This window comes from Vibrio ulleungensis (assembly GCF_016900875.1).
GTDB lineage: Bacteria > Pseudomonadota > Gammaproteobacteria > Enterobacterales > Vibrionaceae > Vibrio > Vibrio ulleungensis.
Genome location: NZ_JAFEUM010000005.1, coordinates 309,433 through 325,548, shown reverse-complemented (window position 1 = coordinate 325,548; position 16,116 = coordinate 309,433). Strand labels below are relative to the sequence as shown.

The 16,116-nt window shown below is 45.8% G+C and carries 13 protein-coding genes and 1 rRNA gene; 7 read left to right on the top strand and 7 right to left on the bottom strand.

What is annotated here, in order from left to right:
• From JQC93_RS14210 to rluD, 4 genes are all read right to left on the bottom strand, one after another.
• Positions 1-216, bottom strand: a 16S ribosomal RNA gene (locus JQC93_RS14210); the annotation flags it as partial.
• A 498-nt stretch (positions 217-714) separates the two neighbouring features.
• Positions 715-3,288, bottom strand: a complete 2,574-nt coding sequence (gene clpB / locus JQC93_RS14205) for an ATP-dependent chaperone ClpB (protein ID WP_205159076.1) — start codon at positions 3,286-3,288, stop codon at positions 715-717.
• 169 nt (positions 3,289-3,457) lie between these two features.
• On the bottom strand, positions 3,458-4,183 hold the full coding sequence (gene pgeF, locus JQC93_RS14200; RefSeq protein ID WP_205159075.1) for a peptidoglycan editing factor PgeF: 726 nt from the start codon (positions 4,181-4,183) through the stop codon (positions 3,458-3,460).
• Positions 4,184-4,246: 63 nt separating this feature from the next.
• On the bottom strand, positions 4,247-5,221 hold the full coding sequence (rluD, locus tag JQC93_RS14195) for a 23S rRNA pseudouridine(1911/1915/1917) synthase RluD (RefSeq protein WP_205159074.1): 975 nt from the start codon (positions 5,219-5,221) through the stop codon (positions 4,247-4,249).
• 137 nt (positions 5,222-5,358) lie between these two features.
• Here rluD and bamD point away from each other — a divergent pair, with 137 nt between their 5' ends.
• The 5 genes from bamD to yjjX all read left to right on the top strand — a co-directional run bounded on the left by bamD (position 5,359) and on the right by yjjX (position 10,261).
• The gene (gene bamD / locus JQC93_RS14190; protein ID WP_205159073.1) at positions 5,359-6,084 is read left to right on the top strand and encodes an outer membrane protein assembly factor BamD; all 726 of its coding nucleotides are present in this window, start codon (positions 5,359-5,361) and stop codon (positions 6,082-6,084) included.
• Positions 6,085-6,220: 136 nt separating this feature from the next.
• The gene (locus tag JQC93_RS14185; protein WP_205159072.1) at positions 6,221-7,660 is read left to right on the top strand and encodes an MltF family protein; all 1,440 of its coding nucleotides are present in this window, start codon (positions 6,221-6,223) and stop codon (positions 7,658-7,660) included.
• Positions 7,661-7,963: 303 nt separating this feature from the next.
• Positions 7,964-8,314, top strand: coding sequence for a ribosome hibernation-promoting factor, HPF/YfiA family (gene hpf, locus JQC93_RS14180; protein WP_205159071.1), 351 nt, complete (start codon positions 7,964-7,966; stop codon positions 8,312-8,314).
• A 234-nt stretch (positions 8,315-8,548) separates the two neighbouring features.
• The gene (gene pheA, locus JQC93_RS14175; protein WP_205159070.1) at positions 8,549-9,730 is read left to right on the top strand and encodes a prephenate dehydratase; all 1,182 of its coding nucleotides are present in this window, start codon (positions 8,549-8,551) and stop codon (positions 9,728-9,730) included.
• 3 nt (positions 9,731-9,733) lie between these two features.
• The gene (yjjX, locus tag JQC93_RS14170) at positions 9,734-10,261 is read left to right on the top strand and encodes an inosine/xanthosine triphosphatase (RefSeq protein WP_205159069.1); all 528 of its coding nucleotides are present in this window, start codon (positions 9,734-9,736) and stop codon (positions 10,259-10,261) included.
• Between the two features lie 88 nt (positions 10,262-10,349).
• Here yjjX and trpR read toward each other — a convergent pair whose 3' ends face one another.
• Both trpR and JQC93_RS14160 read right to left on the bottom strand, forming a co-directional pair.
• Complete coding sequence (gene trpR, locus JQC93_RS14165; RefSeq protein ID WP_084889226.1) at positions 10,350-10,646, bottom strand: trp operon repressor; 297 nt, start codon at positions 10,644-10,646, stop codon at positions 10,350-10,352.
• A 2-nt stretch (positions 10,647-10,648) separates the two neighbouring features.
• Positions 10,649-12,568 carry a transglycosylase SLT domain-containing protein gene (locus tag JQC93_RS14160; protein WP_205159068.1) on the bottom strand — a complete coding sequence of 640 codons (1,920 nt, stop codon included), beginning with the start codon at positions 12,566-12,568 and terminating at the stop codon, positions 10,649-10,651.
• Between the two features lie 237 nt (positions 12,569-12,805).
• On the opposite strand from JQC93_RS14160, the gene ettA reads away from it, so the two are divergent.
• Both ettA and JQC93_RS14150 read left to right on the top strand, forming a co-directional pair.
• Positions 12,806-14,473 carry an energy-dependent translational throttle protein EttA gene (gene ettA / locus JQC93_RS14155; protein ID WP_205159091.1) on the top strand — a complete coding sequence of 556 codons (1,668 nt, stop codon included), beginning with the start codon at positions 12,806-12,808 and terminating at the stop codon, positions 14,471-14,473.
• Between the two features lie 98 nt (positions 14,474-14,571).
• Complete coding sequence (locus JQC93_RS14150) at positions 14,572-14,934, top strand: PilZ domain-containing protein (protein ID WP_205159067.1); 363 nt, start codon at positions 14,572-14,574, stop codon at positions 14,932-14,934.
• Between the two features lie 48 nt (positions 14,935-14,982).
• Here the strand turns inward: JQC93_RS14150 and tyrA are convergent, their stop codons facing one another.
• Positions 14,983-16,113, bottom strand: a complete 1,131-nt coding sequence (gene tyrA / locus JQC93_RS14145) for a bifunctional chorismate mutase/prephenate dehydrogenase (RefSeq protein ID WP_205159066.1) — start codon at positions 16,111-16,113, stop codon at positions 14,983-14,985.
• Positions 16,114-16,116: the final 3 nt, after the last annotated feature.

Here is a 16,116-nt window from a genome sequence, read left to right as displayed (position 1 = left end):
GTCCCCTGCTTTCCCCCGTAGGGCGTATGCGGTATTAGCAGTCGTTTCCAACTGTTGTCCCCCTCGACTGGGCAAATTCCTAAGCATTACTCACCCGTCCGCCGCTCGACGCCCAACAAATCACCCGAAGGGTCAATGTTGTCGTTTCCGCTCGACTTGCATGTGTTAGGCCTGCCGCCAGCGTTCAATCTGAGCCATGATCAAACTCTTCAATTTAAAGTTTTTTGTGACTCAATGAATACTGACTTCAAAACTGTCCTTACTCGAAAGTAAGAAGTAATTTTAAAGCTATTATCGTTCCAACAGAACGATAATGAATTGACTGTGCCAAGTCTTTCGACTCGTTTGGTCACTCAGTTCATTGAAATCGTTTTTTGCTTTACTTTTTATAAAAAAGTAAAAACAAGTAGCGATTATCATCAACGAGTGCCCACACAGATTGATAGGTTTATATTGTTAAAGAGCTTGTTTCGAAGTCACCCTCAAAACGGACGGCCATTTTAACCAGTTAAAAGCCCGTGTCAACCACTTTCTTTTAACTTTAAAACGTTGATTTCCATCACCGCTTTGGCCTTGCCAGTTATCCCTGACAACGGAGGCGCATTATAAGTAGAAATCGGGGTAGCGCAACCCTTAAAACAACGATTTTCGGGTTTTTTATTCCAAGCGAATAAAAAACCGTCAAATCGCTATTTAATCGTACAAATACTGCACTTACTGGCTCGCTACAATACGGTTATCACGTACGCTTAGAGTAATCGTTTTGTTTGGCAGCAGCTTACCAGCGAGTAAAGATTTCGCCATTGGGTTCTCTACTAAGGTCTGAATCGCTCTATTTAGAGGGCGTGCACCATAAACAGGGTCAAATCCAGCTTTCGAAATAAACTCCAATGCTTCATCTGTTACTTCTACAATAAAGTCTTTCTCTTTCAATCTGTCTGTCATTCGTCGTAATTGAATAGCAGCGATGGACTGAATATGTTCCGCTCCTAATGGGTGGAACACCACACTTTCATCCACACGGTTTAAAAACTCTGGTCTAAAGTGAGTTTTGACCACGTCCATTACACTACTTTTCATTTGTTGATAGCTTGAATGACCAAACCCTTCTTGAATCCGATCAGAGCCCAAGTTAGACGTCATGATTAATACTGTGTTCTTAAAATCGACAGTACGGCCTTGGCCGTCGGTTAACCGACCATCGTCCAATACCTGAAGCAAAATATTAAATACGTCAGGATGTGCTTTCTCCACTTCATCTAAAAGAATGACTGAGTAAGGACGGCGGCGAACCGCTTCAGTAAGGTATCCACCCTCCTCATAGCCAACATAACCTGGAGGTGCACCGACTAATCTTGCGACAGAGTGCTTCTCCATAAACTCAGACATATCGATACGGACCATTGCGTCACTGCTATCAAACAGGAATGTCGCTAAGGTTTTGCACAGTTCGGTTTTACCGACTCCGGTCGGGCCTAAAAATAGAAACGAACCAATGGGTCTATTAGGGTCTGACAATCCCGCTCGACTTCGTCGAATTGCATTGGAGACCGCTTCAACAGCTTCTCCTTGACCAATGACCCGATCGTGGAGCACTTCTTCCATACGAAGTAGTTTCTCTTTTTCTGCTTCAAGCATTTTAGCCACAGGGATGCCCGTCTGCTTCGACAAGACCTCTGCTATTTCAACGTCAGTCACTTTATTGCGCAGCAAGGTCATCTCTTGCATTTCAGCTTGGGCGGCTAGGTCGAGCTGCTTTTCAAGATCAGGGATCTTGCCATATTGAAGTTCGGACATTCTGTTTAGGTCGCCTGCACGCCTTGCTATTTCCATATCTTGTCGAGCTTGCTCTAAGTCCGCTTTAATATGCTGAGTACCTGAAAGAGCGGCTTTTTCGGCTTTCCATACTTCTTCAAGCTCAGCAAATTGCTTCTCTTTGTCTTCGAGTTCCACATTAAGAAGATCACGACGCTTACGACTGGCATCATCTCCCTCTTTTGCTAGAGCCTGTAATTCAATTTTGAGCTGGATAATGCGGCGCTCTAATTTATCCATTTGCTCAGGTTTGGAATCGATTTGTAGACGAATCGACGAAGCGGCCTCATCGATAAGATCGATGGCTTTGTCGGGAAGCTGTCTATCTGAGACATAACGATGCGACAAACTTGCCGCAGCAACGATTGCAGGATCGGTAATATCAACATGGTGATGCAGTTCGTACCGCTCTTTCAAACCACGTAGTATTGCTACGGTATCTTCTACTGTAGGCTCGTTTACAAGAACTTTTTGGAAACGACGCTCCAAGGCTGGGTCTTTTTCGATGTACTGCCGATATTCATCCAGAGTAGTCGCACCGACGCAATGTAACTCGCCACGTGCCAGCGCCGGCTTCAGCATATTGCCGGCGTCCATAGCACCATCGCCTTTACCCGCGCCGACGATAGTGTGCATTTCATCGATAAAGAGGATCACATTGCCCTCTTCTTTTGCCAGCTCATTAAGCAGTGATTTTAAACGCTCTTCAAACTCGCCTCGATACTTTGCACCCGCCACGAGCGATCCCATATCCAGCGCCAATACACGTTTTCCGCGCAGTCCCTCAGGGACTTCATTATTGATTATTCGCTGAGCAAGCCCTTCGACAATAGCCGTTTTACCGACACCAGGTTCACCAATGATCACTGGATTGTTCTTCGTTCTGCGCTGCAATACTTGGATAGTTCGGCGGATCTCATCATCGCGACCAATAACAGGATCAAGCTTGCCTTGTTCGGCTCGCTCAGTCAGATCAATAGTAAATTTTTCGAGTGCTTGACGCCGCTCTTCGGCGTTAGGATCATCGACTTTCTGGCCGCCCGTCACTTTCTCAATCGCAGCAGTTACTTTTTCTTCGGTAATGCCTAGCTTCTTGAGCAGTTGACCCAGTGGGCCTTTGTCTTGTACTGCCGCGAGTAAAAAAACTTCTGAAGATATGTAACTGTCATTACGCTTTTGCGCAATTTTATCGCAAAGGTTAAACAAGGTTCCCATTTGCGACGACAGTTGAACATCGCCCCCTATACCAGAGACTTTAGGTAATTTGTCCAGCATCTCTGCAATGGAAGATCGAAACTGAACCACATCAACATTAAGCAATGTAAACAGCGGGCGTATCGAACTGCCCTCTTGATTGAGCAGCGATGACATTAAATGAACGGGTTCTATATATTGATGGTCTCGACCTAGCGCGAGCGATTGCGCTTCAGAAATCGCCATCTGAAATTTGCTGGTAAATCTATCTAATCGCATGTCCACTCCTCACACATAACTTGGGTGAAAGCTGTTTCTATTATGTATAGAAAGTGGTCATCAAATTCGCTATTTTCAAGTGCTAATTAGGCATTAATTGAGCAATGACAAATGTGGGGTCAAAAAAGAAATGCGGTGCTTCGTTGTTCAATAAGAGTAGCGAGAACCGTTATGATTCGATCCAGATCATAGAAGCCTGGCGGCCAGTCGTTGTGTGTTGGCGGTATGAGAAAAATCGCACATCATCGTATGTACATAAGCCGCTAATGGTGATTTCAGAAACGCCCGCGTCAACCAACCGAATCGACACTAGCTGCTCTAAATCAGCCATCCATTTGCCTGCATTGCTCGATGGAACAAAACAGCGATCAAACTCTCCATTGCAATCGATAAACTGTTGACGTACCTCTGAGCCCACCTCAAAACGAGGTTGTCGAATCGCAGGACCAACCCACGCAATAATACGACCATCAATTTTTTCAATGGTGTTTTCAAGTATGCCGTTAAGTAAGCCACGCCAACCCGCGTGCGCTGCAGCGACTTGTGTACCATCGGAGTTGCAAAAGAGTACCGGTACACAATCTGCAGTCATTACGCTGCAAACTTGCCCAGGAGCATTCGCCAATGAAGCGTCAGCACTCACGATCTTATTCGGCTCAAGCGGCAAAACGACCACGTGTGTAGAATGAGTCTGATTTAGCCAAGCGGGTGAAGAAGGCAATTGTGCCTTCTTCATTAACCAGTGCCGATTACGCTCGACGGTTTGAAAGTCGTCCCCAACGTGCCGACCAAGGTTTAAGCCATCAAAAGGCGAACTCGAAAAGCCTCCTTCTCGTGTCGTACTAATGGCCTTAACATTTTTAGGTGCGTTCCAGTTTGGGACAATCCAACTCACAATAGACTCACTGTATTTGCTCAGTAGTGAAGATTAGTGCCATTTACTCGAAATGGTACTTGGCTAGTAGTCTTCTTCCGGGTTCTCTTTAGTGTCTACACGCAGAGCTTCCGCGATTTCAATCATATCGTCGGGTACCGGTGCATGAAACTCCATAGACTCACCATGACTTGGATGGTCAAATCGAAGCATTACCGCATGCAATGCTTGACGGTCAAACCCTCTAATTTTAGCGGTAAGTTCCTCGCTTGCCCCTTTAGGAATTCGCGCACGCCCACCGTAAGCGATATCCCCAAGCAATGGATGCTGTAGATACGCCATATGAACACGAATTTGGTGCGTACGACCGGTCTCTAGACGAAGACGAATACGGGTGTGCTCTCTAAAGTGCTCTGCCACACGATAATGTGTTACCGCTGGTTTGCCCATTTCGTTAACTGCCATTAACACACGTTTTTGCGGGTGGCGGCCAATCGGTTTTTCGATCATTCCACCAGCGGTCATTTTGCCAATTGCGATAGCTTCATATTCGCGAGTGATCTTGCGTTTTTGCAGCGCTCTCACCAATCGTGTTTGGGTCGGTACATTTTTCGCGACGACCATTAACCCTGTCGTATCTTTGTCGAGACGATGGACGATACCTGCACGCGGTACTTCTGCAATATCTGGGTAATGGAATAATAAGGCATTTAATACCGTTCCATCCGGTGTACCTGCGCCAGGGTGCACGACTAGGTCACGTGGCTTATTGATCACCAGTAAGTCATCGTCTTCGTAGACGATATCTAATGGAATATCTTGTGCTTCCCAGCGCTCTTCGTCTTCTAGCTCAGCTTGAATAACGATCTCTTCGCCACCCATCACTTTTTGACGAGGCTTAGTGGTTACTTCACCATCTACCTGCACATGTCCAGCCAGCAACCACTCTTTGTGTCGCGAACGAGAATACTCGGTAAACAACTCGGCAATGGCTTGGTCTAAACGCTGACCAAGTTGGCTTGGTTGTACTTGTTTTTTTAACTCTATTGTCTGGGCCATATCGAACTTTTTAAAAAACTGTGGGACTAATGCTTGCTACTGTGAAAAAATAGCGACTTTGTATATTGTATCTGCTCAGCCCCTACTTGTAACGGGCAATAGCAATTTAAATAAGAAATAGGGACAGTATCTATCCCATGAGATATAGACATTTAGCTGCCGCACTCAGTTGCGCATTGATTTTTGGCTGCAGCAGCACGGAAGACGTCGTTCCGGATATTCCACCAGCAGAACTATACGTAGAAGCGCAGAAATCCTTACGTGAGGGTAACTGGGTGACAGCCGTCGATCAGTTAGAAGCTCTCGATTCACGCTACCCATTCGGCCCTTACTCCGAGCAAGTCCAGTTAGACTTGATCTACGCGTACTATAAAAATGACGAGCTTGCTTTAGGTCTTGCGACTATCGAGCGCTTTACTCGTCTAAACCCTACACACTCTAAAAGTGATTGGGTATTATACATGCGCGGATTGTCGCACATGGCACAAGACCGAAACTTTTTACACGATGTGTTTAACATCGATCGTAGCGACAGAGATCCAGAACCAGTTAAAAAAGCCTTTGCTGACTTTAAACGTTTAGTGCAGCGCTACCCTGACAGTGCCTATGCAGAAGATGCGGCACTTCGTATGGTGTCGCTAAAAAACAGGCTGGCCCGCTATGACCTAGCAACCGCAGATTTTTACCTGCGACGAGAAGCGTGGATCGCGGCTATCAATCGTTGCCAAGAAATACAAAAAACCTACCCTAATACCGTTGCAGCAAAGGAATCTCTGGACATTCAGCTTAAGGCATATAAAGAGTTGGGGTTAGAAGACGCCATAGCTAGAACTGAAAAATTGATTGAGATCAACCAGCTATAAATGCTACATTTTGCCCATTGATTCAAGGAATGAATTGATGGGCTTTCACTTTTTTTACAACACTAAGCCCACCCCGACCTACACTTAATGTAGATGTAAGGCATGCGCACTATGCGCAATTAAACATGGATGTTGTATGAAAAAACAGTTATTGCAGCTGGCGTTACTGCTATTTTCAGGGCCGTTATTCGCTTTAGAACTTTCTCCTATTTCCAAATCACATTCGCTTGGCGACTTCGACAAGATAGTCGAATCAGGCAATCTTCGTGTGCTGGTTTCCGCTGATCTCGGTTTTTATTATATCGAGAAAGGTCGTCCCAAAGGCATCATTGCCGAGCAACTGGCACACTTTGAAGCCTATTTGCAAAAGTCTAACCCACTACTAAAGATACAAATTATCCCTATTGAACGCAGCGATTTATTCGGTGCGTTAGACGCTGGTTATGGAGACTTAGCTGTAGCAAATTTAACCATTACGCCTCAACGCCAACAGCAAGTGCAGTTTAGTACTCCTTTCTTAAAAGATGTTTCTGAGCTTTTTATCACCAACGCTGACGAAGAGCCAATTGACGAAATCAGCGATGTCAGTGGACAAGAAGTCTGGGTACGAGCCAGTTCTAGCTACTTCGAAAGCATTCAGCGCATCAACAACGAGCTTTCGAGTATGGGATTGCAACCCATGGAGGTTCGATTTATTGAAGAGACCATTCAAGATTACGAGTTAATGGAAATGGTGAATCAAGACTATATCGACCTCACAGTATTGGACTCTCATAAGGCTGAACTTTGGCTTAAAGTTATGGATAACTTAAAAGCACATGAGGAACTTCCTCTTAGAACCGAGGGAGAGATCGCATGGGCCATGCGACAGGAAAGCCCAAAACTGGAAAGTACCGTCAATGCCTATTTAAAAACCGCTAAGAAAGGTACTTGGTTAGGCAATGTCATCTACGAAAAGTACATTGATAACACCAGTTGGTTAACGCGAGCACTGAATCCAGATCAACTTGAAAAGCTCAATGACCTTTCAACCGTGTTCAAAAAGTACGGTGAGCAATATGACATCGACTGGCTAATGCTGTCTGCGCAAGCGTTCCAAGAGTCTGGGTTAGATAACTCGAAGGTATCTCACCGTGGTGCAGTGGGCATCATGCAAGTATTACCGGCTACTGCATCGGATCCTTACATCAACATTCCCGATATCAAAGACCTTGATAATAATGTGCACGCAGGGACCAAATATATGCGGTTTATCCACGATCGCTACTTCAGTGACGACGATATTTCAGCCAACGACAAGGTTTACTTTAGTTTAGCCGCGTACAACGCAGGCCCAGCCGCAATTAGACGAATGCGTACCTTAGCGACTAAACACGGCTATGATCCTAACAAGTGGTTTCAAAATGTAGAAATCATTACTCGTCGCAATATCGGCAAAGAGCCTGTGACTTATGTCGGGAACATAAATCGCTACTACATTATTTACAAACAGTTAGGATTAATCCGCGATCAGCAGAGCAACGCGAACGCCTTTAACTATCAAAGCGTCGTACTTGAGTCGCTAACGGATGAGTAAACATAGAGAGTGATGGGGTTCACAAAAGGTCGGTGGTGAAAGTTCATTCAATGACTTTATTTAGGTCGAATTAATGCCCTAAAAACGAATGAATTTTTAGCTGCTTACCCTTTCCAATCTACCCTCCCCTCGTAATAATTCAAGCAAAATTCACCGAATTTCGATAACTTTTCATGGTTTGGTCACATTTTCATTAGAGTCGTTAACCCCACCTCAATTTAGTGATCCAGATCACTAAATTGATTCCTCAAATGCGTAATCTGAACTCATCCCACAAGGGAAAGCCACAGAGGAAAAGACAATATGAAAATAAATGTAACCGGCAAAAACCTAGAAATTACCTCTGCAATTCGTTCACATATAGAGACGAAGTTTAAAAAACTAGAAAAGTGGCAAGTCGATATCATTGCCTGCAATACCAGCTTTAGTGAAGAGCCTAATAAGCAGAAAAAATTTGAAGCGAGCATAACGGTACCAAAAGGACAGCTTAACGCTTCAGCGAGCAATCAAGACCTATATGTCGCTATTAATGAAGTTGAGCAAAAATTAGAGCGCCAACTTAACAAGCTGCGACACAAACCAGACGCACGACGTGCAAGCCACGTAGAACAGCCGGCTATGGAGCCCGATGAGGAAGTAGAAGAAGCGTCATAACAGATTCAGCACGGGGAGCATCGCTCCCCGTTTTTTTGCTTGACGAATATCTGCCCCTTGCTTACTGTGTAATGACACAACATATTCATGCAGTTAAGATCATGAAATCAGCCTATTTTGACCGTTTTATTCAGTTTATGATTCACTCTAGTTAGAGGCTGAACTGAAACTTGAACGTTTCAAAATAAGTGAAGCCTCCTCAACTGGGAGGCTTTTTTGTAAGGAAGCCAAGAAATGCCCCAACCATCAATGCCGTTAGATAGAATTCGACTCGAGCTCAACGATCTGGATAAACAGTTACTAAAGCTATTATCAGAGCGACGCACACTCAGTCTAGAGGTTGCTAAGAGCAAAGTAGAAACCTCTAAACCCGTTCGTGATGCTTCGCGAGAACAAGAATTGCTGGTCAAATTGATCAAAATGGGGCAAAACGACTTCGATTTAGACGCTCAATACATTACTAAGCTCTTCCATACCATTATTGAAGACTCAGTGTTGCTACAGCAATCTTACTTGCAGAATTTGGCCAACCCTAAACTGGCAAGAAAGCCGTTGGCTCGCGTTGCCTTCTTAGGCTCCCGTGGCTCCTACTCTCATTTGGCCAGTCGCGAGTATTTTAGCCGTAAAAATACCGAATTGGTTGAGCTAAACTGTGCTGGGTTCAAAGAAGTGCTCAATACCGTTGAATCTGGACACGCAGATTACGGCGTTTTACCCATCGAAAATACCAGTTCTGGGTCTATCAATGAGGTGTACGATTTACTTCAACACACTAATCTCTATCTTGTTGGCGAAGTCACCTTACCTATCGAGCACTGTTTGCTGGCGTCATCAGACGTGCCTCTAGAACAGGTGAAAACCCTCTATTCACACCCTCAACCGCATGCACAATGCAGTGAGTTTATTAGCCACCTGAAAGGGGTGGCATTAGAAACCTGCGCAAGTACCGCTGATGCTATGCGTATCGTCAAAGATCTTGGTCGAGATGACGTCGCCGCAATCGGCAACTCTCAAAGTGGCAAGTTATATGGCCTACAGCCCATTAAAGGTGATATCGCTAACCAGACCGAAAACCATACTCGATTCATCTTGGTTGCCAGAAAAGCCGTCGAAGTGTCGCTGCAAATTCCTGCCAAGACGACTCTGATCATGTCTACCGACCAGACGGCCGGGTCACTGGTCGAGTGTCTGTTGGTGTTCAAACGATTCCAAATCAATATGACCAAACTAGAGTCTCGTCCAATCATGGGTAATCCGTGGGAAGAAATGTTCTACATCGATCTTGAGTGCCACCTGGAGTCGGAACACATGCAAGCAGCCCTGACAGAGCTCACAGCCTTAACTAGGCAAATTAAAGTGTTAGGGTGCTACCCAAGCGAAAACATAAAAGCTACTCAAGTGAAGTTAGAAGGGTAAAGCATGTCTAAAAAAGTAATTGTTACCTCACTGAACCCAGCAAAGATATCTGCAGTTCAATGCGCTTTTGAAGACGCTTTTGAAGGGCAAGAGTTTGAATTCGTTGGTGTCAGTGTGGCAAGCGATGTACCCGATCAGCCGATGAGTAATAATGAAACCAAGCAAGGTGCCCTAAACCGAGTTCGCAACGCTAAAGCTGACCATAGTGCGGATTATTTTGTTGGCGTAGAGGCGGGCATTGAGGGCGATCAAACCTTCGCGTGGATGATCATTGAGTCAGACACAGTCCGAGGTGAATCACGCTCTTCTAGCTTATCACTTCCGCCTGAGGTTATGGCTAAAGTGCAACAAGGCATGGAACTGGGGCATGCGATGGACGCACAATACGACACCGACAACATTAAGCAAAAAGGTGGAGCCATTGGGTTACTCACTCAAATGAGGCTGACCCGAAGCAGCGTATATCACCAAGCGTTAATCTTGGCACTGATCCCCTTTCTTAACCCGCAGGATTTCCCGAGTAACCTATAACTCCCAATGGGCAGGCAAGTTCTTATCCCTTGAAAAACAATCACGACGGACTCTAGCGATTCAAACGGACCATAGCTATTCTAGCAGGCTAGGGCTGTTCAAATAGTCCGTCGAGAAATTGCTGCAATCGAGCCAATTCGGCCTGATCGTGCTTTTGAAGCTCTTTAGACCCGCGAGTAATAGTAGCGATGCCCACTCCAATATCTTGACTCAATTGTCTTTGGGACTGCGATTTAAGTAGCAGCCCATCGAAGATTTTGGCGCGTACCAATAGGGCTTCACGTTCGTCTGCAGTCAAAAGAAACTGCAGCAAATCATTCAATTCACCCTTGTGAGCTGCTTGAGAGAGTCGTTCGACCAGCGCGTGCCACTCATTGCTTTCCATTACTAGTACCTTAATGTTGCTTCAGACGGCGTTAGAAAAGGCCCTGATTCATTCATAAGGTTGCGATAATACGTCTCAAACATCAATACATTTTGAACGTAGCCTCGTGTTTCCTTGAATGGAATTGCCTCTATAAACGAAAACACATCAATATTTTCGTTACTTCTTTCACGCCAACTGCGAACACGATTAGGTCCTGCATTATAAGCCGCGAACGCAAATATGCGGTTATCATCGTATTGATTTAAAAGCCCCTTTAGGTAGTGACTGCCTATTTCAATATTCTTACCTACGTCATACAGCTCTTCTGCCCCTGCGTAGTTGATGTCGTATTTCTTGGCGGTGTATTGCGCGGTGGTCGGCATAATCTGCATCAACCCTCTTGCCCCGACTGGTGAGCGAGCTTGAATATCCATGGCACTTTCTTGACGAGCCAACGCCATTAGAGTTATGGGATCCATCTCATTCTGCTTGGCGTAAAAGTCAAACCACCACTGATGAGCCACAGGGAAGCGTAGCGCGGTGTGCTCCCACATTCGCCCTTCTATCGTCGCGGTTACAGTCAGGTTATGCCAGCGCTTTTGAGAGGCGTAGTAGGCTAAGGTTTGCTTATCTTCGTTGTAGGCTCGGGTTAAAAGCCAGCGCCATTCACTTTTTGCGGCGGCAATTTTGTCCAGCTCTATCAGTTCTTCAATTCGCGTTAGAGTCGACTCGTACCTCTTAACATCGTCAAGATTCACTTCCGTAACGGCGCTATAATACTCAATAGGCACATCCAAATGATACGCAGCCGCCGCACTGTAAAAACTCCGCGCCCCTAACAGCGTTTTTAACCGCTGTTCGCCTCTTTGCGTATGCCCCGTTTCGATTTCAGCTCTAGCCATCCAGTATTGCCAGCGGCGGTCGTCTTGTTTCGATTCAGGCAAACGAGCGATCCAGTAGCTGATGCCTTTCCAGTCTGCTTGTTGAATCGCAAGCCTCACACGGCGCTCTAACCAACTCACATTGTCACTGTGAGACAAGGCAATATCACGCCACTGCGCCAATACTTCATTATCGGTATTGATCAACTGATAAGCGATGTAATCGGCAAGTTGCTGACTGGTTTGGTTGTCAAAGTCTAACTGCTCAAGTGTATCGATGGCGAGTTGAGCGTCACTTCTTGCGATTTTCCTTACGCTCAACGCGGCCACTTTTTGATTAAACTCTGTGGCTGGATAACGCTCAACAAACGAAATAATTTGCTCAGGGTTCTTATCTAAAGTCACCATCCAAGCGGCTAACTTTTTCGCACTGTCTGAGCTTGGCATCTTAGCAAGGTAAGTTAATAAGCTGGTGTTGCGCTTTTCGTAGGCAAGAAGCATACGTTGCAGGATCAAATCGTCACTACGCAGTCCTGCCATGTGCCACTCTTCAAACAACTCATCACAGCGCCCTGAGACGCTATTGCCTGAGAGCCAAAGTGATTCAGCTCCTTTAAATGCGCTCTGCTGCTGCTCGTTTTGAAGTTGCGCATAGTAGTAACTGCATCGATAACTCTCCATACGAGGAAGCTCTTGTTGGAACTCTGCAAATCGCGCCCAATCTTCCTTCTCAACCAACGCATCTAAATAGGCACCGCGAATTCGATTGGAAAACGGAAACTTTCGATAGTCCTTCATAAACTGCTCCACTTCTTGTGGAGTGCGATCGCTTAATTCGGCAAGAAATACCCGATAATCAAGATACGGCGTCAAGGTGTAATGAGCGATATGAGGTCTAAGTTGGAAATACTGATCTATATGGTTATTGTCCAACAGGCGTTGCGATTGTTCGTAGATCTCTCGTTGCTCCTTTATAGGCAGCTCATTTGCGGCAATCGAGGCACTAGTAGTTAGAGAAATGAAGCCTAATCCAAGGAAAATTTTGTACAAGAAGGGCATTGTCAGCGTTACCTAAATCCTATTTATCACACTTACCAACGACGCAATGTAGCGCCAAAAAGTCGTCATTCTGCGGGACGAGAATAGACCAAAATTGCAATTCCCGTACCACTGTCCAGTTAGACCGCCATGAGCTTAGATAATTCAACCTATCACAGTAAATGGATTAACAATATGACAGGAGTTGAGTTAAACTCTACCCTTTATATCCATTTACAAAAAAGGCATTTAAAGGCAATGGCTGAATACGTCTATACCATGTCACGGGTGAGCAAAGTTGTGCCACCGAAAAGACAGATCCTAAAAGATATTTCTCTAAGCTTTTTTCCAGGCGCCAAAATCGGTGTGTTGGGTTTAAACGGTGCTGGTAAATCGACACTTCTGCGCATCATGGCAGGTATCGACACCGACATTGATGGTGAAGCACGACCGCAACCTGGATTGAATGTAGGTTATCTTCCTCAAGAGCCTGTTCTTGACGAGTCCAAAACCGTACGTGAAATCGTCGAGCAAGCGGTATCAGATGTCGCAGTGGCGCTTAAACGTCTTGACGAAGTATATGCTGAGTACGCAGAAGAAGGTGCCGATTTTGATGCATTGGCAAAAGAGCAAGGCGAACTCGAAGCTCTTATTCAAGCAAAAGATGGTCATAACCTAGAAAACGCCCTTGAGCGCGCCGCTGACGCACTTCGTTTGCCAGAGTGGGATCAAAAGATTGAGCACTTGTCCGGTGGTGAGCGTCGTCGTGTCGCTATCTGTCGCCTGTTGCTTGAGAAACCCGACATGTTGCTACTCGATGAGCCAACCAACCACTTGGACGCCGAATCTGTCGCTTGGCTAGAACGCTTCTTGGTCGACTACACAGGAACCGTTGTTGCCATTACCCACGACCGTTATTTCCTCGACAACGCAGCGGGTTGGATTCTTGAGCTAGATCGCGGTGAAGGCATTCCTTGGGAAGGCAACTACACCTCTTGGTTAGAGCAGAAAGACGCACGACTTCAACAAGAAGCGTCATCTGAAAAAGCACGCCAAAAGACCATCGAGAAAGAACTTGAATGGGTTCGCCAAAATCCTAAAGGACGCCAGGCGAAATCTAAAGCTCGTATGGCACGCTTTGAAGAGCTGCAAAATTCAGATCACCAAAAACGCAATGAAACCAACGAGCTGTTTATTCCGCCGGGTGAGCGCTTGGGTGACAAAGTGGTCGAGGTTAACAACCTTACCAAGTCTTTCGATGGACGAGTGCTTATTGACGACCTTTCGTTTAGCATGCCTAAAGGTGCTATCGTCGGTATCATCGGCGCAAACGGTGCGGGTAAATCGACCCTGTTCAAAATGTTAAGTGGAACAGAGCAACCTGATTCAGGCACGATTGAGCTAGGTGACACAGTTAAACTGGCCTCTGTTGATCAGTTCCGTGACTCTATGGATAACAAGAAAACCGTTTTCCAAGAGATCTCTGAAGGCGCTGATATCATCAAGATCAATAACTTTGAAATTCCAGCTCGGGCGTACTGTTCGCGCTTTAACTTTAAAGGCTCCGATCAGCAGAAGATTATCGGTGAGCTTTCTGGTGGTGAGCGAAACCGCGTTCACTTGGCCAAGCTGCTTAAGACTGGTGGTAACGTGTTACTACTCGATGAGCCAACCAACGATCTTGACGTAGAGACACTGCGTGCCCTTGAAGAAGCACTGCTAGAGTTCCCTGGCTGCGCAATGGTCATCTCGCACGACCGTTGGTTCCTTGACAGAATCGCCACACATATCATTGACTACCGTGATGAAGGTGAAGTGAATTTCTATGAAGGAAACTACACCGAGTACATGGATTGGCTGAAAAAGACTTTGGGTCCTGAGGCTGCTGAGCCACATCGCATCAAGTACAAGCGCATGACCAAGTAAAGGTTGTCGAGCCATCACAATTAACGATCAAGGCCGTGTTTACAACACGGCCTTTTGTTATTCTAAAGTGACTTATTTTCGAACAAGGAGTGGCCACTATGGAGCGCCGTCGTTTTAGCCGAATTCCGTTTCAGGCACCTGCTGAAGTCACCATACTCGATAAAAGCTATGACGCTAAGTTACTCGATCTCTCTTTAAAGGGCGTACTGCTGTTTGTTGAAGATAGTGTTGTATTTGAGCCCAATGAGAAGGTAATGATTTCTATCCATTTGCCGCAAAGCTCTGTAGTGGTGTCTCTTGAAGGCAGTATAGTCAAACAAGTCGATCAACAGTGGCATTGCAAAGTCGAGCACATTGAGCTGGACAGCTTATCTCACATCAGGAGACTTATTGAGCTTAACTTGGCAGATGAAGCACTTTTAGAGCGAGAGTTGGAACAATTTATTACCCCTGAACTCTAAACAACAAGGCCGGGCATTAAGCTCGGCCTTGTTGTCTTTTACGCCGCGTTATCCTCGGTGGACCGCATCATTAGCTTGTTTAAGTAGGGTTTGACTCTCTTGCATAAATTGCTTGGAGTAATCACCAAACCAATCACTTACTTGTTCAAAGTGCTCGACAAAATTATGCTTTGCACTCTCCCCTTCAAGAAGATTTACCGCCTCCCCAAATCGCTGATGGAAACGCTTAATCATGGATAAATTTTCAGGGGACGACAAAATGATATCGCCGTATAGATTAGGATCTTGCCCAAATAGACGCCCGACCATCGCCAACTCCAAACGGTAAATAGGCGAGCTTAACTGTAATAACGTTTCGATTTCTGGGTTTTCTTGGCTTAAGTGTGAACCGTAAGCGAACGACGTAAAGTGACGAAGCGCTTGAATCAACGTCATACCTTCGTCGTGTTTCTTCGCGGGCATCGCACACAAAGATGCACCCCAAATCGTAAATTGGTCAAGCAACCATGCGTACTCGTCGGCTTTTCGGCCTTCACAATGAACAATCACTTGTTTTGCAAGGCTTGGTACATCGGGGCCAAACATAGGGTGCAGACCAACCACCGGACCTTGGTGCACATCCAACATGGCTTTTAACGGCTGATCTTTAATGGAGGTTAAATCGCAAAGAATGCAATTGTCTGGCAGTGGTGGCAACGTACGTATCACATCCAGAGTTTTATCAATAGGGACAGTGACTACCACCAATCCCGCATCCTTGACGATCTCTTCTGCGTTTTCCCACTGCTGTCGACCAAGAATGTCGACTTGGTAGCCCGACAACTCAAACATTCGAACAAACAAGCCACCGAGTTGACCTTTACCACCGACAACAACAACCTTTCCAAGGTTAGGTTTAAGACACTTGAATCCAGAGTCTTTTTCACTTGCGTAGGACTCACGCATGGTACGGCGTAAAATGTCTTCTATTAGTTGCGCAGGCACACCTCGCGACTCGGCTTCTGCTCGACGTGAAGCCAACATGGCCGCTTCTCTATCTGGTGCATATATTGGAAGGCCGTGCTCGCTTTTCACTTCACCGACTTCCTCTACTAGAGACAGTCTCTGTGCCAAAAGGTCGATCATTTGCTTATCGACTGCGTCTATCTTATCTCGAAGATCCGCGAGTTGGTGTGCCATGTT

Coding starts and splice junctions, on each gene's coding strand:
- trpR (WP_084889226.1), bottom strand. CDS start 10,646: ATGGAAAGCAATGAGTGGCACGCGCTGGTCGAACGACTCTCTCAAGCA.
- ettA (WP_205159091.1), top strand. CDS start 12,806: ATGGCTGAATACGTCTATACCATGTCACGGGTGAGCAAAGTTGTGCCA.
- hpf (WP_205159071.1), top strand. CDS start 7,964: ATGAAAATAAATGTAACCGGCAAAAACCTAGAAATTACCTCTGCAATT.
- clpB (WP_205159076.1), bottom strand. CDS start 3,288: ATGCGATTAGATAGATTTACCAGCAAATTTCAGATGGCGATTTCTGAA.
- rluD (WP_205159074.1), bottom strand. CDS start 5,221: ATGGCCCAGACAATAGAGTTAAAAAAACAAGTACAACCAAGCCAACTT.
- JQC93_RS14150 (WP_205159067.1), top strand. CDS start 14,572: ATGGAGCGCCGTCGTTTTAGCCGAATTCCGTTTCAGGCACCTGCTGAA.
- JQC93_RS14185 (WP_205159072.1), top strand. CDS start 6,221: ATGAAAAAACAGTTATTGCAGCTGGCGTTACTGCTATTTTCAGGGCCG.
- JQC93_RS14160 (WP_205159068.1), bottom strand. CDS start 12,568: ATGCCCTTCTTGTACAAAATTTTCCTTGGATTAGGCTTCATTTCTCTA.
- pheA (WP_205159070.1), top strand. CDS start 8,549: ATGCCCCAACCATCAATGCCGTTAGATAGAATTCGACTCGAGCTCAAC.
- yjjX (WP_205159069.1), top strand. CDS start 9,734: ATGTCTAAAAAAGTAATTGTTACCTCACTGAACCCAGCAAAGATATCT.
- tyrA (WP_205159066.1), bottom strand. CDS start 16,113: ATGGCACACCAACTCGCGGATCTTCGAGATAAGATAGACGCAGTCGAT.
- bamD (WP_205159073.1), top strand. CDS start 5,359: ATGAGATATAGACATTTAGCTGCCGCACTCAGTTGCGCATTGATTTTT.